The sequence below is a fragment of the Hydrogenophaga sp. genome, from assembly GCF_011772445.1.
Lineage (GTDB): Bacteria > Pseudomonadota > Gammaproteobacteria > Burkholderiales > Burkholderiaceae_C > Hydrogenophaga.
This window is the reverse complement of record NZ_WVZN01000017.1, coordinates 183,831-208,641: the sequence shown is the minus strand read 5'-3', so window position 1 is coordinate 208,641 and position 24,811 is coordinate 183,831. Positions and strand designations below refer to the sequence as shown.

The window sequence follows — 24,811 nt, the reverse complement described above, 5'->3', positions numbered from 1 at the left end:
CTGAAAATCAGGCAGTTGTCGGAAATTCCGACAAGCCCTCAAAAGACGCCAGGCGGTCGTACAGGCTCGCCCGCGAGATGCCCAGGAGTTTCGCCGCCGCGCTGCGGTTGCCGCCGGTGCGCGCCAGTGCCTGCGCGATGGCGCGGCGCTCGAGTTCGGCCACCTGCTCGGCCAGTGGGCGGGGGTCGATGTCGGGCGCGGGCGCGGGCGCGGTGGCGCGCGGCGCCTCGCGCACCGGCGCCAGCGCGGGCAGGCCCGCCTCGCGCAGCACCTCGTCCACCTGCGCGGGATCGATCAGCGGCGAGTCGCTGCGCAGCGCCAGTTGCTCCAGCACGTTGCGCAGCTCGCGGATGTTGCCGCGCCAGGGCTGGGCCGCGAGCAGTGCCTGGGCCTCGGCGCCGAACTCCAGCTGCGGCCCGCCGCCGCGCGCGGCGATGTCCTCGCACAGCGCTTCGATGAGCAGGGGCACGTCGCTCTGGCGTTCGCGCAGGGGCGGCACGCGGATGGGCAGCACGTTGAGGCGGTAGTACAGGTCCTCGCGGAAGCGCCCTTCCCTCACCATCTGCGGCAGGTCGCGCGAGGTGGCCGCCACCACGCGAACGTCGAAGGGCACGAGCTGGTTCGAGCCGAGCGGCTCGATCTCGCCTTCCTGCAGGGCGCGCAACAGCTTGACCTGCATGGCCATGGGCATGTCGCCCAGTTCGTCGAGGAACAGCGTGCCGCCATCGGCCAGCTTGAACTTGCCGTCGCGGCCTTTCTTGTCGGCGCCGGTGTAGGCGCCGGGCGCCACGCCGAAGAACTCGGCCTCCAGCAGGGTCTCCGGCACGGCGGCCATGTTCACGCTGACGAAGGGCCGGCCGGCGCGCGGCGAGGCGGCGTGAATGGCGTGCGCGAGCAGTTCCTTGCCGGTGCCGGTTTCGCCGAGCAGCAGCACCGGGCTGCCGGACTGCGCCGCGCGGCGCGCCTGCCGCTTGACCTCCACCGCGGCCGTGCTGGTGCCGACGAAGCTGGCGAAGGTGTATTTGCTGCGGCGCTGGTGCGCGAGTTCGCGGCGCGCGTCGTGCAGGTCCTGCTCGAGCCGGGCGAACTTGGTGATGAGGGGTTGCAGCGTGGTCTCGGGGTGGTCGAAGAGCACGATGCCGAGCACGCCGATGACCTCGCCGGCGTCGTCGCGCAGGGGAATGCGGGTGACGACGAAGGTGCCGGCGCGGTTGGTGAGCAGGTCGATGAGGATGGGCTTGCCGGTTTCCAGCACGCGGTGCATCTGGGTGTGCTGCACGACCTGGCTGACGGGCTGGCCGACGAAGTCTTCCTCGCGCTCGAAGCCCAGGGCGGGGAGGAAGCGGCGGTACTGGTCGTTGATCCAGACGACGCGGGCGTGCCGGTCCACCAGCAGCATGCCTTCGCTGGCGTTGGCGAAGAGGTCGAACATGGAGCGCGCGGCGAGCTCCAGGATGCTCTGCGCGTCGCGGGGCAGGCGGTCGTCGCGGGTCATGGGCGGGATGGTACCCGGGTGGGGTATGTTTTTTTGTCCCCCCGGGGGGCTTCTTCTCCGGAGGCTCCGGTCATCGGCGCTTGGGTGTCCGGCTCCGCGAATGTCCCCCGGAACGGATCGCTGACGCGCTCCGCTCCTCCTCCTTTATTTCGCTACGCCGGACACCCAATCACCGACGACCTCGTTGGCACTCGTCTGTTGGCACTCGAACCATGCCTTCGGCTCGCGGACGCTGGGTGCCCTGCGTAGCGAAATAANNNNAGCTCACGCGGAAGCCAACGCACGCCGTTGCCGCCGCGCCAGCAGCCTCGGCACCACCACCACCCCCATCACCGCGATCAGCAGCACCAGCGACATCGGCCGCTGCACGAAGATCAGCCAGTTGCCCTCGCCGATCGACAGCGCGTTGCGCAACTGCGCCTCCGCCAGCGGCCCCAGGATCAGGCCCACGATCACCGGCGCGGCGGGGAAGTCGAATCGGCGCATCAGCACCCCCAGCAGGCCGATCGCCAGCATCAGGTACAGGTCGAACGCGCTCTGGCGCATGCCGTACACGCCCACTGTCGCGAAGATCAGGATGCCCGCGTACAGCTGCGGACGCGGGATCTTCAGCAGCTTCACCCACAGGCCCACCAGCGGCAGGTTCAGCACCAGCAGCATCACGTTGCCGATGTAGAGCGAGGCGATCAGCGCCCACACCAGGGCGGACGAGGTCTGGAACAGCTGCGGTCCGGCGTTGATGCCGTAGTTCTGCAAGGCGGACAGCAGGATCGCCGCCGTCACCGAGGTGGGGATGCCCAGCGTCAGCAGCGGCACCAGCGTGGCCGTCACGGCCGCGTTGTTGGCCGCCTCAGGCCCCGCCACGCCCTCGATGGCACCTGTGGTGCCGAAGCTGGCCTTTTCGTCGTCCCTGGCCAGCTTGCGCTCCGTGGCGTAGCTCAGGAAGGTGGGGATTTCCGACCCGCCCGCCGGGATGGTGCCGAAGGGGAAACCGATCGCCGTGCCGCGCAGCCAGGCCGGCCAGGAACGGCGCCACTCGCCGCGCGTCATGTGCACCTTGGTCAGGCGGTTCATCGACGACTGCAGGCGGCCTTCGTAGAGCGCGTTGTAGAGCGCCTCGGTCACGGCGAACAGGCCCACCGCCACCAGCACCACCTCCACGCCGTCCATGAACTCCAGGATGCCCGCGGTGTAGCGCACCTGCGCGCTGATCTGGTCGATGCCGACGAGGCCGAACGAGAGGCCGAGGAAGAGCGCGGTGAGGCCACGCAGCGCGCTCTTTCCCAGCACCGCGCTCACGGTGGTGAAGGCCAGCAGCATGAGGCAGAAGTACTCGGGCGGGCCCAGGCGCACGGCGTATTCCGCCAGCGCGGGCGCGAACAGGGTGACGAGCACCGTACCGATGGTGCCGGCCACGAAGGAGCCGATGGCCGCCGTGGCCAGCGCGGCACCCGCGCGGCCGTTCTTGGCCATCTTGAAGCCTTCGAGCGCGGTCACCATGGTGCCGGTTTCACCGGGGGTGTTGAGCAGGATGGAGGTGGTGGACCCGCCGTACATCGCGCCGTAGTAGATGCCCGCGAAGAAGATCATCGAGGCCGTGGGCTCGACCTGCCCCGTGATGGGCAGCAGCATGGCCACCGTGACCGCGGGCCCCAGCCCCGGCAGAACGCCGATGGCGGTGCCCAAAGCGCAGCCGGCCAGCGCCCACAGCAGGTTGATCGGCGTGGCGGCGGTGGCGAAGCCGCCCATGAGTTGCGTCAGGATGTCGCCCATGTCAGATCCAGCCGCTGGCGCTGATGCCGGGCAAATTGACCGCCAGCACCTTGGTGAACACCCAGAACACAGGCGCCGAAATCAGCACGCCGGTGACGAGGTCGGTGAGCGTGGTGCGCGCGCCGCCGCCGGCGCGGCCCTCGCTCAGGCGCAGGCCGCGCACGGCCAGCGCGTAACACAGCGTGCAGCTCAGCACGAAGCCGATGGTGGTGATGAGCGCGGCGTTGGCGACGACGCCGCCCGCCACCCAGGCCAGCGCGCGCCAGTCACCGCGCTCGGCACCCGACGGCGGCTCCACGTCGCGCCAGCCGCCGTGCAGCGCCTGCCACAGCAGCAGGGCGCCGCAGGCGGCCATGGCCACGCACATCACCCAGGGCAGCACGTTCGGCCCCACGCCCGAGTAGCCGGTCGACGCGGGCAACTGCCAGGCGCCGACGGCCAGCACCACGGCCACGCCGAGCGCGCCCAGGGCGATGGCCACCTGCCCCGCGTCCACCGGCGCGGGCTGCTGAGAATCGCTCATGGCCGGGCCTGGCTCAGACCATGCCGGCGCGAACCATGGTCGCGCGCAGGCTGGAGAAGTCGCGGTCCACGAATTCCTCGAAGGCCTTGCCGGTCAGCAGCGCGGGCGTCCAGTTGTTCTTCTTCACCGACGCCGCCCAGGATTTGCTTTGCGTGGCCTTGACGACCATGGCGACCAGCGCATCGCGCTGCGCGGGCGTGATGCCGGCGGCACCGTACACACCGCGCCAGTTGCCGATCACCACGTCGATACCCTGCTCTTTCAGCGTGGGCACGTTGATGCCGTCCAGGCGCTTGTCCGAGGTGACGGCGATGGCGCGCATCTTGCCGCTTTCGATGTAGGGCTGGAACTCGCTGTAGCCGCTGCCGCCGACGGTGACGTTACCGCCGAGGATGGCCGCCACCGCTTCGCCGCCTCCACGGAACGGCACGTAGTTGATCTTGGCGGCGGGCACGCCCACGGCCTGCGCGATCTGCGCCGCCGCGATGTGTTCGGTGGCGCCGCGCGAGCCGCCGCCCCACTTGACGCTGCCGGGGTCCTTCTTGAGCTGCTCGACCACGTCCTTCATGGTCTTAAGCGGCGAGTCGGCCGGCAGCACGAAGACGTTGTATTCGGTGGTGAGGCGCGCGACGGGCGTGACCTGGGTGATGGACACCGGCGGCTTGCCGGTGATGATGCCGCCGAGCATGACGGCGCCCATCACCATGAGGGCGTTCGGGTCGCCCTTGCTGGCGTTGAAGAACTGGGCCAGTCCGATGGCGCCGGCCGCGCCGCCCTTGTTCTCATAGGTCACCGAAGATGCCACGCCCGCGTCGCGCAGGGCATCGCCGAGCGCGCGGCCGGTGCCATCCCAGCCGCCACCGGGGTTGGCGGGGATCATCATCTTGATGTTGGCGTTGGCCCATGCCGCGTTGGGCAGGGCGCCGGTGGCGGCGAGCGCGGCCAGGGATTTGATGAAGGTGTCGCGGCGCATGGACTTGTCTCCGTGGTTGTGGAATCGACGGAGCGAATGGTCGGCGCCCGGGCTGTCAGTTGGCTGTCGGTCGCCCTGGGAGAAACCCTGAGGCGCGAGCGTACCCATAATCGATGCCCCCATGAAGCTCCTGCTCGTCGAAGACAACACCACCATGCAGGCCACGCTGAGGCGTGCCTTCGAGCGGCGCGGCATCCAGGTGGTGACCTGCGACGACGGCGAGCGCGCGCTGCCGGTGTGGCGCGACACCCAGCCTGACGCCGTGCTGCTCGACCTGTCGCTGCCTGGCAAGGACGGGCTGGAGGTGCTCGCGCAGGCGCGAAGCAGCGGCCTCAAGACGCCGGTGATCATCCTCACCGCGCGTGGCACGGTAGGTGACCGCATCCTCGGCCTGAACACCGGCGCCGATGACTACCTGCCCAAGCCTTTCGACCTGGACGAGCTGGAGGCACGCGTGCGCGCCCTGGTGCGCCGCGCGGGCGACGCCGAGGCCTCCCCCGCCAGCGCCTGGTGCGGCATGGCCGTGGACCGTGAGAGCGGCGCCGTGTACCACCTGGGCCAGGCCCTGGAACTGCCGCCGCGCGAGCTCGCCCTGCTGCGCGCCGTGCTCGCGCGCCCGGGCCACGCCATCGCCAAGGAGCGCTTGTTCGAACTCGTCTTCCCCGGCGAGACCGACGTGCAGCCCGAGGCCATCGAGGTGGTGGCCTACCGCCTGCGCAAGAAGATCGCGCACACCGGCGCGCAGCTCGTCACGCTGCGCGGCCTGGGCTACCTCATCAAGGCCACCCCATGAAGCCGCGCGCGCTCTCGTTGCGCCGCACGCTGCTGCTGGGCATCCTGCTGCCAGTGTTCGGCTACGTGGTGTTCAACACCGTGGTGCTGTACCGTCAGGCCCTCGCCGCTGCCGACACGGCCTACGACCGCACCCTGCTGGCCACGGCCAAGTCGCTGGGCGAGCAGTTGCAGGTCACCGCGCAGAACGGCGAGGTGCACGTGCAGGCCACGGTGCTGTACTCCGCGCTGGAGGCCTTCGAAGCCGACAACCGCAGCCGACTCTTCTACCGCGTGAGCGGCTTCCGGGGCGAAATGGTCTCGGGCTTCGCCGACATGCCACCGCCTCGGCGCGACCTACCCTCGGACAACATCTACGCCGCGCTGGTGAGCTTCTACGACGACCGCTACCGCGACGTGCCCGTGCGCATGGCCGTGCTGCTGCAACCCGTGGCCGGCGTGCAGGGCCAGGGCATGGCCACCATCCAGGTGGCCGAGACGCTGGAGCTGCGCGAGACGCTCGCGCGCCAGATCCTGATCGACACGCTGTGGCGCCAGGCCGCGCTGCTGGCGGTGATCGCCTTCGTGGTGGTGCTGGTGGTGCAGCGCGCCACGCGCCCCGTGCGCGACATCAGCCGCGCGCTCGCCTCGCGCAGCGAGAACGACCTCTCGCCCCTGCCCGCGCAGGACGCGCCACGCGAACTGCTGCCGCTGCTGGACGCGACCAACCAGCACATGCAGCGGCTGTCGCAACTGCTGGAGCACCAGAAGCGTTTCGTGCGGGACACCTCGCACCAGTTGCGCACGCCGCTGGCGGTGCTGAAGACGCAGTTGCAGTCGGCGCGACGCGGCGACGTGGAGCCGCGGCAGGCGCTCGACGAGATCGCCCACACCGTGGACCGCGCGACCGAGCTGGCCAATCAGATGCTGGCCTTGGCCAAGGTCGAGCAGTTGCGCCAGGACCGCGACGTGCCCGTGAGCGACTGGGCCGCGGTGGTGCGCGCGGTGGCGCTGGACCTGTCGGCACTGATCGCGGAACGCTCGCTGGACTTCGCGCTCGACGTCAACGAGGCGGCGCCGGTGCGCGCGCACGAGTGGGCCCTGCGCGAGCTCACGCGCAACCTGCTGCACAACGCCATCAAGCACTCACCGCCCGGCGGTGCCTTACGCGTGGGGCTTTTGCACGACGAGCGCACGGCCGCACTGATCGTGCGCGACAGTGGCCCGGGCATCGCGCCCGCCTTGCGCGAGCGGCTGTTCCAGCCCTTCGCCACCGATCACCGCGCCGGCCCCAGCCTCTCGGGCTCGGGCCTCGGGCTTGCCATTTGCCGGGAGGTGGTGCAATCGCTGGACGGACAGATCGAACTGGACAACCGCATGGACGGCAGCAGCGTGCGCGGACTCGACGCCACGGTGCGCCTGCCCTTGGCCTCCACCACGACGACATGACGACGACCAAGACCGGACCCGAGCGCGTGCGCCTGGACAAATGGCTTTGGGCCGCGCGCTTCTTCAAGACCCGCGCCTTGAGCGCCGAGGCCATCGACAAGGGCCGCGTGAACGTCAACGGCCAAGCGGCCAAGGCCTCGCGCGAGCCGCGTGTGGGCGACACCATCGAGTTTCGCCAAGGCAAGGACCTGCGCGCGGTGATCGTGCGCGGATTGAGTTCGGTGCGCGGGCCGGCGCCGGTGGCGCAACAGCTTTACGAGGAAACGCCCGAGTCGGTGGCGCGCCGGCTGGCCAGCGCCGAGCAGCGCCGTCTGGCGCCTGAGCCTGCCTTGAGCCAGACGCAAGGACGGCCGACCAAACGCGACCGGCGCACGCTCAAGGACTGGGGCGACCGCTGGAGCGCGTCATTGGACGACGAGGCGAACTGAGCGGACCCGCGCAGGTGATCACGCGTCACTGAAACCAGATGCGCGCGCCGTCGGCGGGGTTCACGCTGGCCGCAGTCGGCCGGGCGAAGGACAACAGCATCGACAACTGCGCCGCCTCCGTGCAGTAGCGCTGGGCGGTTTCGCTGCGGCCTTGCGCGGCCATGCAGTACTCCAGCAACCTGAGCGTATGAACCCTCGCCTCAGGCTCCTCCAGGCGTTCCTGAATGTCCAGGGCTTGCTGCAGCATGGCCTCGGCCGAGTCGAACCGGCCGCGCCGAATGTCGACGACGGCGTGGGCCGACAGCGTGGCGCTCAGGTGCCGGATGTCGCCACACGCCTGCTGGATTCGTTGAGCCGTCGAGAGGGCGGCGAGCCCGCCTTCGACGTCCCCCTGCGCAATTCTCGCCAGGCCGAGGTGGAACTCGACATACGAAAGTCCCGGCGTCTCGACCTCGTCCTTCAGCAGGCTGCGCGCTCGCTCCAGCAAGGGCAAGGCGCGGGACAGCTCCCCTTGACCTACCAGGAGACCCCCCATGTTGCACAGCGCGGCGGCCAGGAGGCCCGGATCATCGGGCGGCGTCCCGCAAGCCGCGATGACGCCTTCGTAGTGTGCCGCCGCGCGCGCGAAGTCGCCTTGCTGTTCATGCAGGAGGCCGGCGCGCAACTCGGCGATCGCCTGCCGGGTCTTGTGAGGGAGCGACGCGGCGTCGGGATCGAGGTTCTGCTAGGGGTCGGACATGTGCGGCGGGCCTGCTGGCCGGTGGTTGCCACGTCCCGTGGCAGCACCCCACGCCGCGGTTCCCCGCGCCCTCAAGCCTTGCGCAGGCCCAGCCACATCACCGTGGCCACCACGATCAGGCCACCGGCCACCTGTATCGCCGCGATCGACTGCCCCAGGAACACCCAGGCCAGCACCAGCGCGAAGATGGGTTCGATGTTCATGATGGCCGAGTTGCCCACCACGCCCAGGCGCGGCAGCACGGTGAACATGATGGTGAAGGCCGTGCCGTAGAGGAAGGTCAGGCCCAACAGGCCCCACCAGCCCGGCAGGGCGTCCGGGAAATGCAGCCCGCCTTGCGTGGCGCTCGCGGCCAGCGCGATCACGGCGACGATGCCCATGGTGGTGGCCGTGCGCAGGCGGCCGTCGAGGTCCCCCGCCTCGTGCTGCGTGAGCACCAATGCCAGACCGAAGCTGGCCGCCGCCGCGAGCGCGAAGCCCACGCCCACGCCGATGCGCGCCCAGTGCCCGCCCGCGCCCAGGCCCGAGGCCGCGCCCGACACGTCGAGCGCCAAGGCCAGGCCCAGCAGCATCAGGGGCATGGCCTTCAACAGGTGCGGCGCGGGCCTCTGGCCGTACACGATGCGCGCCCACATCGCCGTCCACAGCGGGTAGGTGTTGAAGGCCAGCAGCGCCAGCGCCACCGGCAGGCGCGCCACGGCGGCGTACAGGCACAGACTCTGCACGCCCACCAGCAGGCCAATCGCGGGCAGGGCCTTGCGATGGCGCGCCGTGAGCTGGAAGGGCACGCGGTAAAAGAGCAGGATGGCCGTCACCACCAGCGCCGTGACGCCGCTGCGGAAGGTCACGGCAGTGGCCACGGTGACGCCGTGGTCGAAGGCCAGGCGCGCGGCCACGTGGTTGGCGCCCATCATGAAGGCAATGAGCAACAGGGTGGCGAACGCGGTGCGCGACAGGCTTTTCGACATGTGAAGGTCCGGCGAATCGGCCAAACGAATCGGCAAAAACAAAAGGCGCCCCGCGGGGCGCCTTTGTCGATGGAAACATCTGGCGGAGTGAGAGGGATTCGAACCCTCGATGAGGCTCTACACCCCATACTCCCTTAGCAGGGGAGCACCTTCGGCCACTCGGTCATCACTCCGCGAAACCCGCATTATGCCCCAAAGCATGTGCGGGCCAGCCCCTCTCAGGCGCTGATCGTGTCGGCGGTCTGGTCGAGATCGAACTCGCGGTGCAGGGCGCGCACGGCCAGCTCCATGTACTTCTCGTCGATGACCACCGAGATCTTGATCTCGGAGGTGGAGATCATCTGGATGTTGATGCCCTCGTTGCTGAGGCAGCGGAACATGCGGCTGGCCACGCCCACGTGGCTGCGCATGCCGATGCCCACGATGCTGACCTTGCAGATGCGGTTGTCGCCCACCACGTCGGCCGCGCCGAGCGCGGGCACCACCTGCGCCTTGAGCAGATCGAGCGTCTTCTGGTAGTCGTTGCGGTGCACCGTGAAGCTGAAGTCGGTCTTGCCGTCCTTGCTCAGGTTCTGGATGATGACGTCGACCTCGATGTTGGCGTCGGCCACCGCGCCCAGGATCTGCGCGGCGATGCCGGGCTTGTCGGGCACGCCGAGCACCGAGACCTTGGCCTCGTCGCGGTTGAACGCAATGCCGGAAACGACGGCTTGTTCCATTTGTTCGTCTTCCTCAAAAGTGATCAGGGTGCCGGAGGCGGCTTCTTCGGCGAGGTCGATGTCCCAGGGCGTGAAGCTCGAGAGCACGCGAAGCGGCACCTGGTACTTGCCGGCGAATTCCACCGAGCGGATCTGCAGCACCTTGGAGCCCAGGCTGGCCATCTCCAGCATCTCCTCGAAGCTCACGCGCAGCAGGCGGCGCGCCTCGGGCACCACGCGCGGGTCGGTGGTGTAGACGCCATCGACGTCGGTGTAGATCTGGCACTCGTCGGCTTTGAGCGCCGCGGCCACGGCCACGGCCGAGGTGTCGGTGCCGCCGCGACCCAGCGTGGTGATGTTGCCGTCGTCGTCGATGCCCTGGAAGCCGGTGACGATGACCACCTTGCCGGCGTTCAGGTCGGCGCGCACGCGGGCGTCGTCGATGGATTCGATGCGGGCCTTGGTGTAGGCGTCATTGGTCTTGATGGGCACCTGCCAGCCGGCGTAGCTCACGGCTTCCATGCCTTCGGCCTGCAGCGCAATGGCCAGCAACGCGGACGAGGCCTGCTCACCGGTGGCGGCCAGCATGTCGAGCTCGCGGCCGTAGGCCTTGCCTTGCTTCGACGGCGCCAGTTCCTTGGCGAGGCCCAGCAGGCGGTTGGTTTCGCCGCTCATGGCGCTGGGCACCACCACCATCTGGTGACCGGCCTTGTGCCATTTGGCGACGCGACGCGCGACGTTGCGGATGCGTTCGGTCGACCCCATGGAGGTGCCGCCGTACTTGTGAACGATGAGGGCCATTTGGAATGGAGAAGGGACGCGGCGCGTCGGGTCCTTCAGGGCTTCATCGGGGCGCGCGCCGCACAGCCACCGGGGCCGGGCAAAACCGCGGGATTATACCGAGGGGGTGTAGGCCAGGCACCCGCCCTCGCGCAGCACGAAGCCGCCGGCCACCTTGAGGCGGATGGCGTGGCCGCGCGTGCGGCAGGCCTGGACCTGATCGAGCAGTTCGTCGAGCTGCGCGGTGCTGGGCGCCACGCCGTGCGCGCGGCGCAACCAGTGCCGCAGCGCGTTGGCCTGCCGGTCGCGCGAGAGGGCCTGCAGCGCGGCGATGCGCGGCGGCTCGCCGGTGGCGAGCAGGTCGATCGCGGCCAGTTCGTCGAGCAATCGCTGCGCCTGCGCGGCGTGCGCGGCGCTGCGCGCGAGCGCGGCGCGGTAGCCCGGGAAAGCGCGCGCCCAGGCTGGCATCAACTGCGCGCGGATGCGGTTGCGTGTGAAGCGCTCGTCGCCGTTGCTGGGGTCGTCGACGAAGCGCTGGTCGCGCGCGATCAGGGCTTCGCGCAGGCTGTGCGCGGGCACGCCGAGCCACGGGCGGCCAAAGCGCTGACCGTGGCGCTCGAAGGCCTCGGGCATGGCGGCCAGGCCGGGCAGGCCCGCGCCGCGCGAGAGCGCAAGCAGCACGGTCTCGGCCTGGTCGTCGCCGTGTTGCGCCACCAGCACCCAGCCGATGCCCTGCCCTTTCGCCAGTTCGGCCAGTGCGGCGTAGCGCGCGAGCCGGGCCGCATCTTCGGGGCTCTGGCCGGTGCCGTGCCGGGCGTTCACCCGCGCCACGCACATGGGCAGGCCCAACGAAGACGCGAGTTCGCGCACGCAGGCCTCGAAATCGTCGGCGGCGTCCTGCAGGCCGTGGTGCACATGCAGCGCCACGCAGCGCCCCGGCCAGCGCGCGTGCGCGGCCAGCAGCAAGGCCACCGAGTCGGCCCCGCCGCTGCAGGCGATGCCGATCGGTGCGCTGTCCTGATCGGTGAAATGCCGCGCCGCCCAGCCGCCGAGCTCATCGGCACCGGGCCATCCGTTCGCCTCAGCGACGGTCTTTGACGTCGGCCTTGGTGTCGGTGAAGCGGCCATAGCCGTCGAGGCGCGCATGGCGGCGCTCCAGCAGTTCCTTCACCTTGAGGTCGGCCACCTGGCGGTAGGCGTCGGCCAGGGCGCGCTTGAGGAAGGCGGCCATCTGCTTGTGGTCGCGGTGCGCGCCGCCCACGGGCTCGTTGACGATCTTGTCGACCAGGCCCAGGGCCTTGAGTCGGTGCGCGGTGATGCCCAGGGCCTCGGCCGCATCGCTCGCACGCTCGCTGGTCTTCCAGAGGATGGAGGCGCAGCCCTCGGGGCTGATCACCGAATAGACCGAGTACTGCAGCATCAGCACCTGGTCGGCCACGGCGATGGCCAGGGCGCCACCGGAGCCGCCCTCGCCGATGATGGTGGAGATGATGGGCACCTCGAGTTGCGCCATCTCGAAGATGTTGCGGCCAATGGCCTCGGACTGGCCGCGCTCCTCGGCATCGATGCCGGGGTAGGCGCCGGGCGTGTCGACGAAGGTGAACACCGGCAGCTTGAACTTCTCGGCCAGCTTCATCAGGCGCAATGCCTTGCGGTAGCCCTCGGGCTTGGTCATGCCGAAGTTGCGCAGACCGCGCTCCTTCGTGTCGCGGCCCTTCTGGTGGCCGATGACCATGCAGGGCTGGCCATTGAAGCGCGCCATGCCTCCCACGATGGAGAGGTCGTCCGCGAAGTGGCGGTCACCGTGCAGCTCGACGAAGTGCGTGAAGATCTCGCGCACGTAGTCCAGCGTATAAGGCCTGTCGGCGTGGCGCGCGATCTTGGTGATCTGCCAGGGCGACAGGCTGCTGTAGATGTCCTTGGTGAGCTGAAGGCTCTTGGAGGCCAGCTTGTCGATCTCTTCCGAGATGTCGACCGCGGACTCGGTCTGCACGTAACGCAGTTCCTCGATCTTGGATTCGAGTTCCGCGATCGGTTGCTCGAAGTCGAGAAAGTTCTTCTTGGCCAAGACAGGCTCCTTAACTGAGATCCGCTGCGCGCTCCAGGGACTGGCCCAGGGCGCCGCGGATCCGGCTTTGCCGGTCCGCTGACGCCGCCCCCTTGAGGGGGTCGCGCGCAGCGCGGCGGGGGTGACTCAATAACTGACGGGGAGCGGATCGAGCGACCGCCAAATATACCAAGTGGCCACGCTGCAGAACGGGGCCCAGGACCCGGCAACTTCCCGGATCTCGCTGCGGCTGACGGGTTCACCCGAAAAGTAAGCCTGACTGATGCCCGTCTGCAAGCCGATGTCGTCCAGCGGTAGCACATTGGGCCTCATCAGATGGAAGATGAGGAACATCTCTGCCGTCCAGCGGCCGATGCCGCGGATCGCTACGAGCTCGGCAATGATGGCCTCGTCGTCCATGCCGGGCCAGTCGCTCACGCGCACGCGCTTGTCGGCGAAGTGCAGTGCCAGATCAACCAGGTACTCGACCTTGCGCGCGGACAGGCCGGATGCGCGCATGTCGTCCACCTTGAGCTTGAGCACCTGTGCAGGCGTCATCTTGCGCGTGAGGCTTTCGAAGCGGTCCCACACGGACTGCGCGGCCTTCACCGAGATCTGCTGGCCCACGATGCTGCGCGCCAGCGTGACGAAGGCGTCACCGCGCGACTGCAGGCACACGTCGGGGTGGCGCGGGATGAGTTTCTTCATCACGCGGTCGCGCTTCATCAGGTGCTTGCAGGCGTCCTGCCAATACTCGGGTTCGACGGCAGGCGGCATCTCGCTCATCACGCGCGCTCCCACGTGGTGCCGGCGGCGCTGTCCTTGAGCACGACGCCCAGGGACTGAAGCTCCTGGCGAATGCGATCGGCTTCGGCGAAGTCCTTCGCGCGCTTGGCCGCAGCACGCGCCTCGATGCGCTCGGCGATGGCGGGTTCGTCGAGCGCATCGCCCGCGCCACCGCCCTGCAGGTAACTGGCCGGGTCGCTCTGCAGCAGACCCAGCACACCGCCCAGCGCGCGCAGAAGACCGGCCTGGCGCGGGTCCTTGCCGCGGTTGAGTTCACTCGCCAGATCGAACAGCACGCTCAGGGCCACCGGCGTGTTGAAGTCGTCGTCCATCGCGGCCCTGAAGCGCGCGGCGAAGGGTTCGCTCCAGTCGATGGCGACGTCCGCCGCCTGCACCGCCGACAGCGCGGTGTACAGCCGCTTGAGCGCGGCGCGCGCGTCGTCCAGGTGCGCGTCGCTGTGGTTGAGCGGGCTGCGGTAGTGGGCCCGCAGCATGAAGAAGCGCACCGTCTCGGCGTCGTACTTCTGCAGCACCTCGCGAATGGTGAAGAAGTTGCCCAGGCTCTTGGACATCTTCTCGTTGTCGACGTTGACGAAGCCGTTGTGCATCCACACCCGGGCCAGCGGCACGCCGTTGGCGCCTTCGCTCTGCGCGATCTCGTTCTCGTGGTGCGGGAACTGCAGGTCGGCGCCGCCGCCGTGGATGTCGAAGGTCTCGCCCAGCAGCGCGCACGACATGGCCGAGCACTCGATGTGCCAGCCCGGGCGGCCACGGCCGTAGGGCGAATCCCACTGCGCGTCGGCGGGCTCTTCGGGCTTGGCGGCCTTCCACAGCACGAAGTCCAGCGGGTCGTCCTTGCCCTGGGCCACGGCCACGCGCTCGCCCGCGTGCAGCTCATCGATCGTCTTGCCGGAGAGCTTGCCGTAACCGGGGAAGCGCCGCACCGCGTAGTTCACGTCGCCGTCGCCGCTGCGGTAGGCCAGGCCCTTGCCTTCCAGCGTGCGCACGATGTCGAGCATCTGCGGCACGTAGTCGGTGGCGCGCGGGTCGTGCGTGGGCCGCGCGATGCCCAGCGCGTCGAAGTCCTCGTACATCGCGGCGATCATGCGGTCGGTAAGCGCGCGAACCGACTCGCCGTTCTGCACGGCGCGACGGATGATCTTGTCGTCGATGTCGGTGATGTTGCGCACGTAGGTGACGCGGTACCCACTGGCTTCGAGCCAGCGGCGGGCGACGTCGAAGGCGATGTTGGAGCGCGCGTGGCCCACGTGGCACAGGTCGTAGACCGTGATGCCGCAGACATACATGCGCACGTGGCCGGGCTCGATGGGCGCGAAAGGCTCGAGCCGGCGCGTCAGGGTGTTGTGGATATTCAGGGTCATCGCAAGGCGCAGGACGGGTGCGGTGCCGACCGCCTCGAGCCGCGTCCACAAGCGCGGCGCCTCGCGGGTCCGGCGCCCCGCAGGCACGGTCTGATGCGACCGGCTCGCCGGTACCCCTCAGATACAATGCGCCAGTATATCGACGCCCATCCCGCGCTCGCACGCGCCAGTGGGCGCCACTGGTCGGGCACCCGCTTCGCCCGGCGCATCCCATGAGGTTCCATGTCCCACCGAGCTTCACCGCCGGACCGCGCCGTCCTCGTCTTTTCCCGCTTCCTCGCCCGCGCCCTGCTGGCCGGCCTGGTGGTGGCGTCACCCGGGCTGGCGCAGGCCCAGTCGCCCAGCATCCCTTCGCCCTCGGCCTACGATGAGGTCTCGCGCCTCATGCGCGCCAACCAGCTCGATCAGGCGCTCGCTCGCGCACAGGACTACCTGCGCACCAACCCGCGCGATCCGCAGATGCGCTTCCTGATGGGCGTGGCGCAGAACCAGAAGGGCGACAGCGCCGCCGCGCTGGAAACCTTCACGAGCCTCACGCAAGAGAACCCCGAACTGCCCGAGCCGCACAACAACCTGGCCGTGCTGCACGCCGCAGCCGGCCGATACGACGAGGCCCGCGTGGCGCTGGAGGCGGCGCTGCGCGCCAACCCGGCCTATGCGGTCGCGCTCGAGAACCTGGGCGACGTGTACGCGCGCCTGGCGGAACGCGCGTGGCAACGCGCCCAGTCGCTCGACGCCCGAAACCCGCGCCTCGCCCCCAAACTCAAGGCCGTGCAAGGCCTGCTCGACACCCCCACCCGCTGAGGATCTCTCCATGACGCTGCAACGCCGCGCCCTCGCCCGCCTGGCCACTGGCCTCGCCACTTCCCTGGCACTTTCCCTCCCGTTGGCCGCGCATGCGCAAGACAAGGCGCCGCGTGTGCGCCTGGCCACCTCGCTCGGCGACATCGTGGTCGAACTCGACGCCGCCAAGGCACCGAAGACGGTCGAGAACTTCCTGCAGTACGTCAACGACAGGCATTACGACGGCACGGTGTTCCACCGCGTGATCGGCAACTTCATGATCCAGGGCGGCGGCTTCGGCGCCGACATGCAGCAGAAGGCCACGCGCGCACCCATTCCGCTCGAGGCCTCGAACGGCCTGAAGAACGACCGCGGCACCATCGCCATGGCGCGCACGACCGACCCGAACTCCGCCACCGCGCAGTTCTTCATCAACGTGGTCGACAACGCGGGGCTGAACGCCCCCTCGCCGGATGGCCACGGCTACACCGTGTTCGGCAAGGTCGTTGCCGGCATGGACGTCGTCGACAAGATCCGCGCGGTGCCGGTCGGCAACCGCGGCATGCACCAGAACGTCCCCCAGACCCCCGTCACCATCGTCAAAGCCAGCCTGGAGAAATGAACATGGCCAATCCGCAAGTCGAACTGCACATCGCCGGCATGGGCGTCATCACGCTCGAACTCGATGCCGAGAAAGCGCCGCAGTCCACCGCCAACTTCCTGGCCTACGTGAACAAGGGTCACTACAACAACACCGTGTTCCACCGCGTGATCCCCGGCTTCATGGTCCAGGGCGGCGGCTTCGAGCCGGGGATGAACCAGAAGCCCACCGACGCGCCGATCCAGAACGAGGCCAACAACGGCCTGAAGAACGACGTGTACACCGTTGCCATGGCCCGCACCAGCGACCCGCACTCGGCCACCGCGCAGTTCTTCATCAACGTCGCCAACAACGGCTTTCTCAACCACACCGCGCCCAGCGCGCAGGGCTGGGGCTACGCGGTGTTCGGCAAGGTGGTCGCGGGCACCGAAGTCGTCAAGCAGATCGAGGGCCTGCCCACGGGCCGCCGCGGCTTCCACGACGACGTGCCGAAGACCGACGTCGTGATCGAAAAAGCCGTGGCCCTCTGACCCACGCTCCGCCACGCATGACCGAGCGCTTCCCCGAGCTGGTGGCGCCCGCGCCGTGGCGCTCGGTCGAGCTGATCTCTGACCTGCACCTGCAAGCGGGCGACGCCGCCACCCATGGCGCGTGGCTCGCCTACCTGGCGCGCACGCCGCGCCCCGACGCGCTCTTCATCCTGGGCGACCTGTTCGAGGTCTGGGTCGGTGACGACCTGCTCGCCGACGGCGGCGACGACGACCCCGACCGCCATTTCTGGCGCGGTTGCGCGCGAGCGCTGCGCAACTTCTCCGCGCACACGCCCACCTTCTTCATCGCCGGCAACCGGGATTTCCTGCTCGGCCCCGAGGGCCTGAGCGCCTGCGGCATGACCGGACTGCACGACCCGACCGTGCTGGTGTTCGGTGGCCGGCGCTGGCTGCTGAGCCACGGCGACGCGCTGTGCCTGGCGGACACCGACTACCAGGCCTTTCGCGCCCAGGTGCGCAGCACCGACTGGCAACGCGACTTCCTCTCGCGCCCCCTGGCAGAGCGCCAGGACATGGCGCGCGAGCTTCGCGCGCGCAGCGAAGCACGCAAGCGCACGCTCGGCCCCGACCCCAGCCTGTGGGCCGACGTTGACGGCGCGGCCGCGAGCGACTGGCTTGCGCGCGCCGACGCCGCCACGCTCATCCACGGCCACACCCACCGCCCCGGCGAACACGCACTGGGTCAGGGGCGCCAACGCATCGTGCTCAGCGACTGGCACGCCGGCGCCCGGCCGCCGCGTGCCGAGGCGCTGCGCCTGAGCGCTGACGGCGGCGCGCGACGGGTCGCTCTGGCATGAGCTGGTTCGCCTCCCTGCGGCGCCGCTGGCGCCGCCCCGCCGTCGTGCCGGACACCCTGTGGCGGGACACACTCGCGGCATTGCCCTTCCTCGCCTCACTGGACGGCGCCGAACTCACCCGCTTGCGCGTTCTCTGCCAGCACTTCCTGGCCGAGAAGGAGTTCAGTGGCGCCAACGGACTCGCGGTCACCGACGCCATGGCCCTGTCCATCGCCGCCCAGGCCTGCCGGCCGCTGCTGCGGATGCACGGGCCGCACGGTCGTGCGGTGCGGCACTTGCCCGACCTGCTCGACTGGTACGACGATTTCGTCGGCATCGTGCTGCAACCGGGCGCGGTGCTCGCCCGCCGCGAGGTGCGCGACCACGCGGGCGTGGTGCACGAATACACCGAAGCCCTGGCCGGCGAGGCCATGGACGGCGGCCCGCTGATGCTGAGCTGGGAGGACGTGGCCAGTGCGGGCGAACGCGCCGCGATCGGCCACAACGTGGTGATCCACGAGTTCGTGCACAAGATGGACATGCGCGAACTGCAGGTGGGCGAACACCCCCAGGGCGCGCCCACCCTGCCCGCTGGCTTCCTGGGCACCCGCGATCCGCGGGAGGCGCGAGCGCACTGGCAACGCGTGATGAAAGGCGCCTACGAAGGCTTTCGAGAGGCCGTGGCCATGGCCGAGCGCTTTGGCGGCGAGCCGCCCTGGCTGGACGACTACGCGGCCAAGGACCCGGCCGAGTTCTTCGCTGTGACCTGCGAGGCCTACTTCGTCAGCCGCGAGCGCTTCGGGCAGGAGTTCCCCGCCCTCCTCGCGCTCTACGACGGCTTCTTCAACGCTTCAGCAGCGCCTTGAGCGTGGCCTGCAGGCGCCGCGCCGATTTCTCGTCGTGCGCGCCCGCGAACACCTGGGCCACGTCTTGCGCCCACGTCTCGGCCGGCGACGGCGCGTTGCGGCGCGTGAGCAACTGCAGTTGCAGCAGGCGACGCTCGCTGAGGTGCTCGGCTGGCGTGGGAGCCTCGGCGGCGATCTCCAGGCGCAGCAGCGCCTCGGCGGACGGCTGGCCCGCGGGCTGCCCCAGCGCCGCGGCCCAGGCCGAGCGCTGAGCGGGCGCGACGCGTCCACCCAGGGCCTGCGCGGCGGGCAGTTGCCCGGCGTCGCGCGCCTGCCAGGCCTCGAGCAACTGCGTGAGCACCTCGCCATGGGCCTGCTCGGCCAGGCGGCGCAGGCTGGCCTGCGCCGCTTCCAGGGCCTGGCGCTGGGCACGGAAAGCGGTGTCGCCCAGGCGGGGACCGCGCGGCTCGCGGTCGTCGCGGAAATCGCGGCGATCCCGTCCGCCATCGCGACCATCGCGCCCACCCCGGGCGTCGGGACGGCCGGGTCGGCCATCGCGCCGGGCGTCGCGGGGCGCGGGTTCGCTCTTCTTCGCGCCGGGGCGGTCGTCGCCGCGCATGGCGACGAGCTTGCGCGGCGCGGCCGCGGGAGCGGGTGCGGCCGGCGCAGCCTCGCTGCCTTCGGCCGCGGCCGGCGCACCTTCGGCACCCTCCGCAACCGTGGGCGCAGGTGCCGCAGCGGGCGGCGCCGCGCGCCCCGCCGCTTCCAGCGCGGCCATGGCCGCGCGGATGCGCTGCGCATCGCCCGACTGCGTGGCCGCCTCGAGTTCACGCGACGCGTCCAGCACGCGCTGATCGACCGCGCTGACGGCGCTGGCCTGCTGCTGGCGCTCGTTCGTCTTGCGTTCGAACGCGGCGTCGATGGGCGAGCGGAAGGCTTCCCACAACTTCTGTTCCTGTTTGCGATCGAGCGGCACGGCGTGCGCCTCGGCCTGCCAGCGCTGCTGCAGGGCCTTGACGGCGTCGATGCGCAGCGGCTGCGCCTGAGACAGCGCGCCCGCCTCGTCGATCAGTGCCTTGCGGCGCGCCACGCTCTCGGCCTGCGCAGCCTCCAGGCGCGCATGCGCCTGGTGCATCGCGTCCTTCCAGATCGGCTGCACCTCGGCAAAGGCCTTTTCGCTCAGGTGGCCCGCCTGACGCCAGCGCTCGGAAAAAGCGTGCAGTTCGCGCAACTGGGCTTTCCAGTCGCTGCTCTGGGCGTGCGCCTCGGTCCAGGCCTTCAGCTCGTCGATGATGGCCTGGCGCTGGGCGCGCGTGGCCTCACTTTGCTGACGCACCTGCGCGAGCCAGGCCTCCACACCCTTGTGCGCCTCGGTGCATGCCTCGTCGAAGCGCTTCCACAGGGCATGGTTCGGCGCGCCGCCCTGGTCGGTGGTCTTCCACTGTTCGCGCAACTGGCGGATGGCTTCCTGCAGCTTGCGCCCCGTGGGCCGCTGGCCCTCGGGCGCCTGAGTGAGCGCCTCGGCCCTGGCCACGAGTTCCTCACGCAGTTGATCGGCGCGCCAGCGCTGCCAGCCTTCGAGTTCGCCGGCTTGCGACAGCACGGCGTGCGCACGCGCCTCCAGGGCCTGACCGATGAGGCGGCCATGCTGCTTGAGCAGTTGACGCAACTCGGCCGCTGCCTTGGGCGTGGCCTTGCCGTGGCCCTGGGCCACCTCCGCCTCCAGCGCCGCCACGGCCTTCTCGATGTCGGCGCCTGCGCGCTCACGGCGCGCCTGCTGCGCGTGCTGCGCCTGCTCATTGGCAGCCTGCTGCTCGGCGGGAGGCACCCCGCGCGCGGTGCGCAGCTCGTCGGCCCACACGGGCACGGCCGGCAGGGGCGCGCTGGCGTCGGTGTCCGCCGCCACGGCCTGGGCCAGCGCGGCCTCGAACGCGTCCCACACCAGTTGCAGTTGCTGGCGCGAGGCCTCGAGCATGGGCGGGAACTTGGCTTCGACGCTGGCCCATTGCGCGTCTTGCGTAAGCCCGCCGATCTGCTGCTGCCACTGCGCCACATCGGCACGCAGCGCGTCGGCGGCCTGCTGGGCGTCGCGCCAGGGTTTGGTGGAGAGCACCTCGATGCGCTGGGCGATGAGCACCGCGGCCTCGCGCTCGACCTGCACCGCGTGCTGCAGGTCTTCGATGGCCTTGATGCGCTCGGCCAGTTGCTGGCGCAGCGTGGCCAGCGGTTCGCGCGACAGCGGTGCACCCGCGCGGGCGGCATCGCGCTGCCAGGCCAGGGCGTCGGCCAGGTTCAGGCGTGAGGCGCTGAGCAGGGCTTCGGCCTTGGCGGCCCACTCGGCTCCCGCCTGCTCCTGCGACTTCTGGCGCTTCAGTTCGTCGAGTTTCTCTTTCAGCGGCTTGGCCGCGCCGCGGTCGCGTTGGCTCAGTTCCTTGAACACCTCGCTCATGTGCTCGGCCGAGGGGCTGGTGGCGAGCCAGTCACGCACGCGCGCGGCGCGCTCGCCGGCGTTCGTGGCGGAGAAGACGCCGCCGGTGAGCGCGTCCAGGGGATGGGCGTTGGCGGATTTGGGGCTGGATGGGGTGTTCACGGCGGGCTGGGGGGCAGGCGTCTGACGCGGAGGAAACAGCGACATGTGGATGGGCAGCGGCAGCGCGGCGTGGCGCGCGGCAAAACGCGTATTGTCGCCGCAGCCACGCGGGAATGTGCGCCCTCGGGTCCGTCGCCCTATCGCGGTGCGAGCTGAAGCTCCGCCTGCGGTTGCCAATTCCCGCCGCTGCGTGCGGTCTTGGGCGCTCCCAGGAACAGGCGGTCCTCGGGCAGACGTTGGCTCGCCAGAAAGTCCTTCACCGCCATGGCGCGCGCCACGGCAAGGTCGCGCATGGTGTCGGCCGTGGGCGCCTGGGCGGCCAGCAGCAGCGATTCCATTTCCTCCTGGGGAATGTCCTTGGCCAGGCCGACGAAGTTGCGCGGTTTGGGAATGTCGGCGCGGCGGTAGACCTCGCGCAGCAGCTCGGGCCGCTCCTGAGCGCTCACGTTCACCTGCTGGGGTACCTCGCCACCGGCGCGCGCCAGGCGGCGGCGCTTTTCGGCCTGCAGCAACGCGTCCAGACGCGCGCGCTGCCAGCCGGCGCGCTCGGCTTCGAGGTCGCTGTGCCCCACGATGGTGACGCGCAACGCCGGCCGGTTCTCCAGCGCCTTGGCCAGCGATTCCAGCTTCGTCCGCTGCGCGTCGGCCAGCTCGACGCGACCAGGCGCGAAGTCCACCTGGCTGGCGTCGGCGCCGCCACCGGAAAAGGCGCTGGCGATGAGCGAGAACGGCGCGGTGATGGCCTTGCCGATGAGGTTGACGATGACCCTCACGATCACAGGACCGAGGCGAAACTGCGGGTCATTGAGCGAACCGCTGATGGGCAGGTTGATGTCGATGACGCCCGAGCGGTCGGCCAGCAGGGCCACCGCGAGCTTGACCGGCAGGTTGGCCGGGCTGTCAGGCACGCGCTCGCCGAAAGCGAGCTGGTTGAGGACGATCTGGTTGTTGGCCGTGAGTTGGCCATTGGGTTCGACGCGGTACGCCACGTCCACGCTGAGCTTGCCGCGTTCGATGCCGTAGCCCGCGTACTTCACGCTGTAGGGCGACAGCGGCGGCAGCTCCAGGTCGCGCACCACGCCCTTGATGTCCAGCGCCAGCGGCTGGGCCAGTGGGTTGATCTGGCCATTGACGTCCAGCGTGGCGGTGCCTTCCGCACGGCCCTTGAGCGAAAGGGTGGCCATCTCGGGCGGCTGGCCTGGCGCGGCCGGCGCGCTGGAGAAGGCGCTGAGCGAGCCCGTGACCTCGCTGAGGTTGGCGCTGTAATTGGGGCGCACGAAGCGGTCGGAGAACAGCACGCGGCCGTTGACCAGGCTGATGGGGCCGACGCGGATGTCGGGCGCGGGGCCGGAGGCCGGCGTGATCGCAGCGGTGGTGGTAGCGGGCGCGGCGGTGGGGCCGGCGGCTGGCGCGGCGCCGGTCTCGGCCGCCTCGCCCGGCGCGGGCCTGATCAAATCCTGCAGGTTGAAACGGCCGTTCTCGTCAATGGCGATGCGCGCGTAGTAATCACTCAGCACCGTTTCGGCCACGTTCACCGACAGCGCCTGGTTGGGCGCGCTGCGCACCCGCAGGCCACGCACCTGCAGCGATTCCCACTGCAGCAGTTCCTCTCCGGGGGCCAGCGTGTTGGCGCGGAAGTCCTCCACCGCCACGTCGACGGCGGCCTCCACGCGTGGGCCGTTGGCGGACAGCCCCAGATCGATGTCACCGCGCACGCTGGTGTCGGCGCGCAGCAGCTCCAGGTTGAGCCGGTCGGCGAGGTAAGGCTCCAGCGCGTGCACGGGAAAGCGCTCCACCCGCACGCGGCTGCGCCAGCGCAGATCCGGACCGGCCCCTCCGGCACCCGGCAGGCGCAGGCGCCCATCGGCCGATACGGTGCCGCTGACCGGCGTTTCGCCATCGGACACGCGCAGTTTCAGGCTCAGCGGCATCTCGGGCGCGCGCTCGCCCGGCGCCTGCAGGTCCTGCAGGCGGACGTCGAAACGGTCGAGATTGAGCCGCACCGGGCGCACGCCGGCTTCGTCGAGGAAGCGCACGCCTCCACCTTGCAGGCGCAGGTCGGCGACTCGCCAGTTCCAGGGCGCCGCCTCGGTGTCGGCGGACGCCTCGGTCGCCGACGATTTCATCCAGCGCTGCGCCATCCATTGACCGCGCGCATCGCGGTGCACGTCGAGCTGGGGCTTGTCCAGGGCCACCAGACCCAGGTCGGCGCTGCGCTTCGCCAGGTCCACGTTCAGGTCGGTCAAGCGCAGGCTGTCCAGCCGGGCCAGTGGGCGTTTCGCCGGGCCAAGGCGCAACTTGTCCACCACCAGTTCGGTCGCCTGCAGGCTGAGCCGGTCGGCCTCTCCCGAGGCGCCGCGTGCCCAGTCCAGCACCAGCGCGGCGCGAGCCGTGCCATCGAGTTCCGGTTCGAGCACCGACGCCAGGTAAGGCGCGGCCAGCCGCAAGCCCCAGGCGTCGAGCGCCGCACGCAGCTGGGCGCGCTCGCCCGCGAATTCGCCCTCGGCCTTGAACGTGGCGTCTCCCACCGCGGCCGCGAGCCGGATGCGCGCGGGCTCGGTAACCGGCCAGGCGATCGGCGCCACCGTGAGCGAGTCGATGCGCAGATCCTGCTCGGCCCGCGGCTTGACCGAGTCGTCGCGCCAGCGCACGACCGCGTCGCTCAGGTCGACACCCTGCACGGTCACTTGCCAAGCCGCCTGCGGGGTTGACGGCGCAGGCGGCGCGGTGTCGCTCGGGCTGGCGGGCGGGGTTTGCACACGCGCGGCCAGACGCTGGAGGTTGATCAGCCCCTGCGCGTCGCGCCGCAGGTCCAGCTCGGGCCCCTGCCAGCGCACCGCGCCCAGGGCGACGCGCCGGCGCAGCGGATCCACGCGCTGCAGGGCGACGTCCAGGCGCGGCGACGACAGCAGGGGCGGCCCATCGGTTTCGTCGAGCCGCAGGTTCGACACACCCGCGCTGCCCGACACCACCAGGGTCGGTTCGGCCTGCTGCTCAAAGTCGAGCGTGAGGTCGAGGTGCAAGGCGCCAGTGGCCGGCCGCACCGGCAAGGCCTTCGGCCAATACGGCAGGTAAGGGGCCAGGTCCAGCGCGGGAATCCGCACGCGTGCGCGCGTCTGGCGATCCTCGGCGAAGGGGGTCGTGGCCGCCTGGCTGTCAAAGGCGCTCCCGTTGAGCGTGAAGGCCAGCCGCGGCTCCGTCACCACCTCCCGACGCGAGCCCAGGCTGCTCAGGAACGGCACCGTCAGTTGCAGCGCGTCGAGCCGGTGGGTGACGCCCACCGGCTCGTCCACCACGCTGGCCTGCCCGTTCACGAGCTCGATATTGAACACGGCGAAGCGCGCCGGGCCCTCGTCCGGCTCGGCCCGGGCCTCGGTCGGCGCCAGGCGGGCCACGATGTCATCGAAGTCCCATCGGCCTTCGCCTTGGTGACGCAGCGCGAGTTGCGGCGTGTCGACGCGCAAGGCATCGATCACCGGCGCCAGCCGCAAGAGGGATTGCAGCTCTGCATCTATATAGAGCTGCCGCACGGACAGCAGCGCGCCGCTGCCGGTGGCATCGGCGACCCGCAAGCCGTCGACCCACAATTCCAGCGACCAGGGGTGCAGTCGCACCTGCTCCACCGTCACGGCGCGGCCCAAGCGCTCGCTGCCCTGCTTCTCCAGTTGCCACTTGAGCAGGGGCGGTATGCCCAGCCAGGCCAGACCCCAGAGCACCACCAGGCCACCCAGTGCCCACGCCAGCCACCGCCCGAGGCGGGAACGCAAGGCCCTGTGGGGCGCGGAAGGCGGTGTGTCCGTTGCCGTATCGACCATGCGCGCAGTGTCGCGCAAGCCAGGTCGAGTCGCGTGAC

General features: G+C 70.1%; 21 protein-coding genes and 1 tRNA gene. 8 read left to right on the top strand and 14 right to left on the bottom strand.

Annotated features, from left to right (window positions below):
• Positions 1-7 precede the first annotated feature (7 nt).
• From GTO19_RS07820 to GTO19_RS07805, 4 genes are all read right to left on the bottom strand, one after another.
• Positions 8-1,495 (bottom strand): sigma 54-interacting transcriptional regulator, encoded by a 1,488-nt coding sequence (locus tag GTO19_RS07820; protein ID WP_291020019.1) that lies wholly within the window; start codon positions 1,493-1,495, stop codon positions 8-10.
• 264 nt (positions 1,496-1,759) lie between these two features.
• On the bottom strand, positions 1,760-3,268 hold the full coding sequence (locus GTO19_RS07815) for a tripartite tricarboxylate transporter permease (protein ID WP_291020017.1): 1,509 nt from the start codon (positions 3,266-3,268) through the stop codon (positions 1,760-1,762).
• Between the two features lies 1 nt (position 3,269).
• Positions 3,270-3,791: a tripartite tricarboxylate transporter TctB family protein gene (locus tag GTO19_RS07810; protein WP_291020015.1), complete on the bottom strand. Its 522-nt coding sequence runs from the start codon at positions 3,789-3,791 to the stop codon at positions 3,270-3,272.
• A gap of 13 nt (positions 3,792-3,804) precedes the next feature.
• Positions 3,805-4,764, bottom strand: a complete 960-nt coding sequence (locus GTO19_RS07805) for a tripartite tricarboxylate transporter substrate binding protein (RefSeq protein ID WP_291020013.1) — start codon at positions 4,762-4,764, stop codon at positions 3,805-3,807.
• A gap of 121 nt (positions 4,765-4,885) precedes the next feature.
• Between GTO19_RS07805 and GTO19_RS07800 the strand changes: the two genes are divergently transcribed.
• Genes GTO19_RS07800 through GTO19_RS07790 form a run of 3 tightly spaced genes read left to right on the top strand, consistent with a single transcriptional unit; the run spans position 4,886 to position 7,412 of the window.
• Positions 4,886-5,557 carry a response regulator transcription factor gene (locus GTO19_RS07800; RefSeq protein WP_291020010.1) on the top strand — a complete coding sequence of 224 codons (672 nt, stop codon included), beginning with the start codon at positions 4,886-4,888 and terminating at the stop codon, positions 5,555-5,557.
• Positions 5,554-6,984, top strand: coding sequence for a sensor histidine kinase (locus GTO19_RS07795; protein WP_291020007.1), 1,431 nt, complete (start codon positions 5,554-5,556; stop codon positions 6,982-6,984). Before GTO19_RS07800 ends, GTO19_RS07795 begins: the two co-directional genes overlap by 4 nt.
• The gene (locus GTO19_RS07790; protein WP_291020005.1) at positions 6,981-7,412 is read left to right on the top strand and encodes an RNA-binding S4 domain-containing protein; all 432 of its coding nucleotides are present in this window, start codon (positions 6,981-6,983) and stop codon (positions 7,410-7,412) included. Before GTO19_RS07795 ends, GTO19_RS07790 begins: the two co-directional genes overlap by 4 nt.
• Positions 7,413-7,437: 25 nt before the next feature.
• On the opposite strand, the gene GTO19_RS07785 is transcribed toward GTO19_RS07790, so the two are convergent.
• The 8 genes from GTO19_RS07785 to cysS all read right to left on the bottom strand — a co-directional run bounded on the left by GTO19_RS07785 (position 7,438) and on the right by cysS (position 14,812).
• Positions 7,438-8,076 (bottom strand): tetratricopeptide repeat protein, encoded by a 639-nt coding sequence (locus GTO19_RS07785; RefSeq protein ID WP_291020003.1) that lies wholly within the window; start codon positions 8,074-8,076, stop codon positions 7,438-7,440.
• 146 nt (positions 8,077-8,222) lie between these two features.
• Complete coding sequence (locus GTO19_RS07780) at positions 8,223-9,119, bottom strand: EamA family transporter (RefSeq protein ID WP_291020001.1); 897 nt, start codon at positions 9,117-9,119, stop codon at positions 8,223-8,225.
• 80 nt (positions 9,120-9,199) lie between these two features.
• Positions 9,200-9,292, bottom strand: a tRNA-Ser gene (locus GTO19_RS07775).
• Between the two features lie 45 nt (positions 9,293-9,337).
• The gene (locus tag GTO19_RS07770; protein WP_291019999.1) at positions 9,338-10,618 is read right to left on the bottom strand and encodes an aspartate kinase; all 1,281 of its coding nucleotides are present in this window, start codon (positions 10,616-10,618) and stop codon (positions 9,338-9,340) included.
• Positions 10,619-10,711: 93 nt separating this feature from the next.
• Positions 10,712-11,743, bottom strand: a complete 1,032-nt coding sequence (gene tilS / locus GTO19_RS07765) for a tRNA lysidine(34) synthetase TilS (RefSeq protein ID WP_291019997.1) — start codon at positions 11,741-11,743, stop codon at positions 10,712-10,714.
• On the bottom strand, positions 11,679-12,665 hold the full coding sequence (locus GTO19_RS07760) for an acetyl-CoA carboxylase carboxyltransferase subunit alpha (RefSeq protein WP_291019994.1): 987 nt from the start codon (positions 12,663-12,665) through the stop codon (positions 11,679-11,681). Before GTO19_RS07760 ends, tilS begins: the two co-directional genes overlap by 65 nt.
• Before the next feature lie 126 nt (positions 12,666-12,791).
• Positions 12,792-13,421: a DNA-3-methyladenine glycosylase 2 family protein gene (locus GTO19_RS07755; RefSeq protein WP_291020138.1), complete on the bottom strand. Its 630-nt coding sequence runs from the start codon at positions 13,419-13,421 to the stop codon at positions 12,792-12,794.
• A gap of 8 nt (positions 13,422-13,429) precedes the next feature.
• The gene (gene cysS, locus GTO19_RS07750; RefSeq protein WP_291019991.1) at positions 13,430-14,812 is read right to left on the bottom strand and encodes a cysteine--tRNA ligase; all 1,383 of its coding nucleotides are present in this window, start codon (positions 14,810-14,812) and stop codon (positions 13,430-13,432) included.
• Between the two features lie 222 nt (positions 14,813-15,034).
• On the opposite strand from cysS, the gene GTO19_RS07745 reads away from it, so the two are divergent.
• From GTO19_RS07745 to GTO19_RS07725, 5 genes are read left to right on the top strand one after another with little or no spacing between them, the layout of a single operon-like run.
• Positions 15,035-15,616 (top strand): tetratricopeptide repeat protein, encoded by a 582-nt coding sequence (locus GTO19_RS07745; RefSeq protein WP_291019989.1) that lies wholly within the window; start codon positions 15,035-15,037, stop codon positions 15,614-15,616.
• A gap of 10 nt (positions 15,617-15,626) precedes the next feature.
• Positions 15,627-16,217 carry a peptidylprolyl isomerase gene (locus tag GTO19_RS07740; RefSeq protein WP_291019986.1) on the top strand — a complete coding sequence of 197 codons (591 nt, stop codon included), beginning with the start codon at positions 15,627-15,629 and terminating at the stop codon, positions 16,215-16,217.
• A 2-nt stretch (positions 16,218-16,219) separates the two neighbouring features.
• Positions 16,220-16,726 carry a peptidylprolyl isomerase gene (locus tag GTO19_RS07735; RefSeq protein ID WP_291019983.1) on the top strand — a complete coding sequence of 169 codons (507 nt, stop codon included), beginning with the start codon at positions 16,220-16,222 and terminating at the stop codon, positions 16,724-16,726.
• 17 nt (positions 16,727-16,743) lie between these two features.
• Positions 16,744-17,544 (top strand): UDP-2,3-diacylglucosamine diphosphatase, encoded by an 801-nt coding sequence (locus GTO19_RS07730; RefSeq protein WP_291019981.1) that lies wholly within the window; start codon positions 16,744-16,746, stop codon positions 17,542-17,544.
• Complete coding sequence (locus GTO19_RS07725) at positions 17,541-18,389, top strand: zinc-dependent peptidase (protein ID WP_291019978.1); 849 nt, start codon at positions 17,541-17,543, stop codon at positions 18,387-18,389. Before GTO19_RS07730 ends, GTO19_RS07725 begins: the two co-directional genes overlap by 4 nt.
• Here GTO19_RS07725 and GTO19_RS07720 read toward each other — a convergent pair.
• Positions 18,367-21,003 carry a DUF349 domain-containing protein gene (locus GTO19_RS07720; protein WP_291019976.1) on the bottom strand — a complete coding sequence of 879 codons (2,637 nt, stop codon included), beginning with the start codon at positions 21,001-21,003 and terminating at the stop codon, positions 18,367-18,369. The genes GTO19_RS07725 and GTO19_RS07720 overlap by 23 nt on opposite strands.
• Before the next feature lie 92 nt (positions 21,004-21,095).
• Entirely contained in the window at positions 21,096-24,725 is a 3,630-nt protein-coding gene (locus tag GTO19_RS07715; protein ID WP_291019973.1) for a DUF748 domain-containing protein, read from the bottom strand.
• Positions 24,726-24,811: the final 86 nt, after the last annotated feature.

Coding starts and splice junctions, on each gene's coding strand:
- GTO19_RS07820 (WP_291020019.1), bottom strand. CDS start 1,495: ATGACCCGCGACGACCGCCTGCCCCGCGACGCGCAGAGCATCCTGGAG.
- GTO19_RS07815 (WP_291020017.1), bottom strand. CDS start 3,268: ATGGGCGACATCCTGACGCAACTCATGGGCGGCTTCGCCACCGCCGCC.
- GTO19_RS07810 (WP_291020015.1), bottom strand. CDS start 3,791: ATGAGCGATTCTCAGCAGCCCGCGCCGGTGGACGCGGGGCAGGTGGCC.
- GTO19_RS07805 (WP_291020013.1), bottom strand. CDS start 4,764: ATGCGCCGCGACACCTTCATCAAATCCCTGGCCGCGCTCGCCGCCACC.
- GTO19_RS07800 (WP_291020010.1), top strand. CDS start 4,886: ATGAAGCTCCTGCTCGTCGAAGACAACACCACCATGCAGGCCACGCTG.
- GTO19_RS07795 (WP_291020007.1), top strand. CDS start 5,554: ATGAAGCCGCGCGCGCTCTCGTTGCGCCGCACGCTGCTGCTGGGCATC.
- GTO19_RS07790 (WP_291020005.1), top strand. CDS start 6,981: ATGACGACGACCAAGACCGGACCCGAGCGCGTGCGCCTGGACAAATGG.
- GTO19_RS07780 (WP_291020001.1), bottom strand. CDS start 9,119: ATGTCGAAAAGCCTGTCGCGCACCGCGTTCGCCACCCTGTTGCTCATT.
- GTO19_RS07770 (WP_291019999.1), bottom strand. CDS start 10,618: ATGGCCCTCATCGTTCACAAGTACGGCGGCACCTCCATGGGGTCGACC.
- tilS (WP_291019997.1), bottom strand. CDS start 11,743: ATGCGCGCCTCGACGGCTATGGCCGCTTCACCGACACCAAGGCCGACG.
- GTO19_RS07755 (WP_291020138.1), bottom strand. CDS start 13,421: ATGCCGCCTGCCGTCGAACCCGAGTATTGGCAGGACGCCTGCAAGCAC.
- cysS (WP_291019991.1), bottom strand. CDS start 14,812: ATGACCCTGAATATCCACAACACCCTGACGCGCCGGCTCGAGCCTTTC.
- GTO19_RS07745 (WP_291019989.1), top strand. CDS start 15,035: ATGTCCCACCGAGCTTCACCGCCGGACCGCGCCGTCCTCGTCTTTTCC.
- GTO19_RS07740 (WP_291019986.1), top strand. CDS start 15,627: ATGACGCTGCAACGCCGCGCCCTCGCCCGCCTGGCCACTGGCCTCGCC.
- GTO19_RS07735 (WP_291019983.1), top strand. CDS start 16,220: ATGGCCAATCCGCAAGTCGAACTGCACATCGCCGGCATGGGCGTCATC.
- GTO19_RS07730 (WP_291019981.1), top strand. CDS start 16,744: ATGACCGAGCGCTTCCCCGAGCTGGTGGCGCCCGCGCCGTGGCGCTCG.
- GTO19_RS07725 (WP_291019978.1), top strand. CDS start 17,541: ATGAGCTGGTTCGCCTCCCTGCGGCGCCGCTGGCGCCGCCCCGCCGTC.
- GTO19_RS07720 (WP_291019976.1), bottom strand. CDS start 21,003: ATGTCGCTGTTTCCTCCGCGTCAGACGCCTGCCCCCCAGCCCGCCGTG.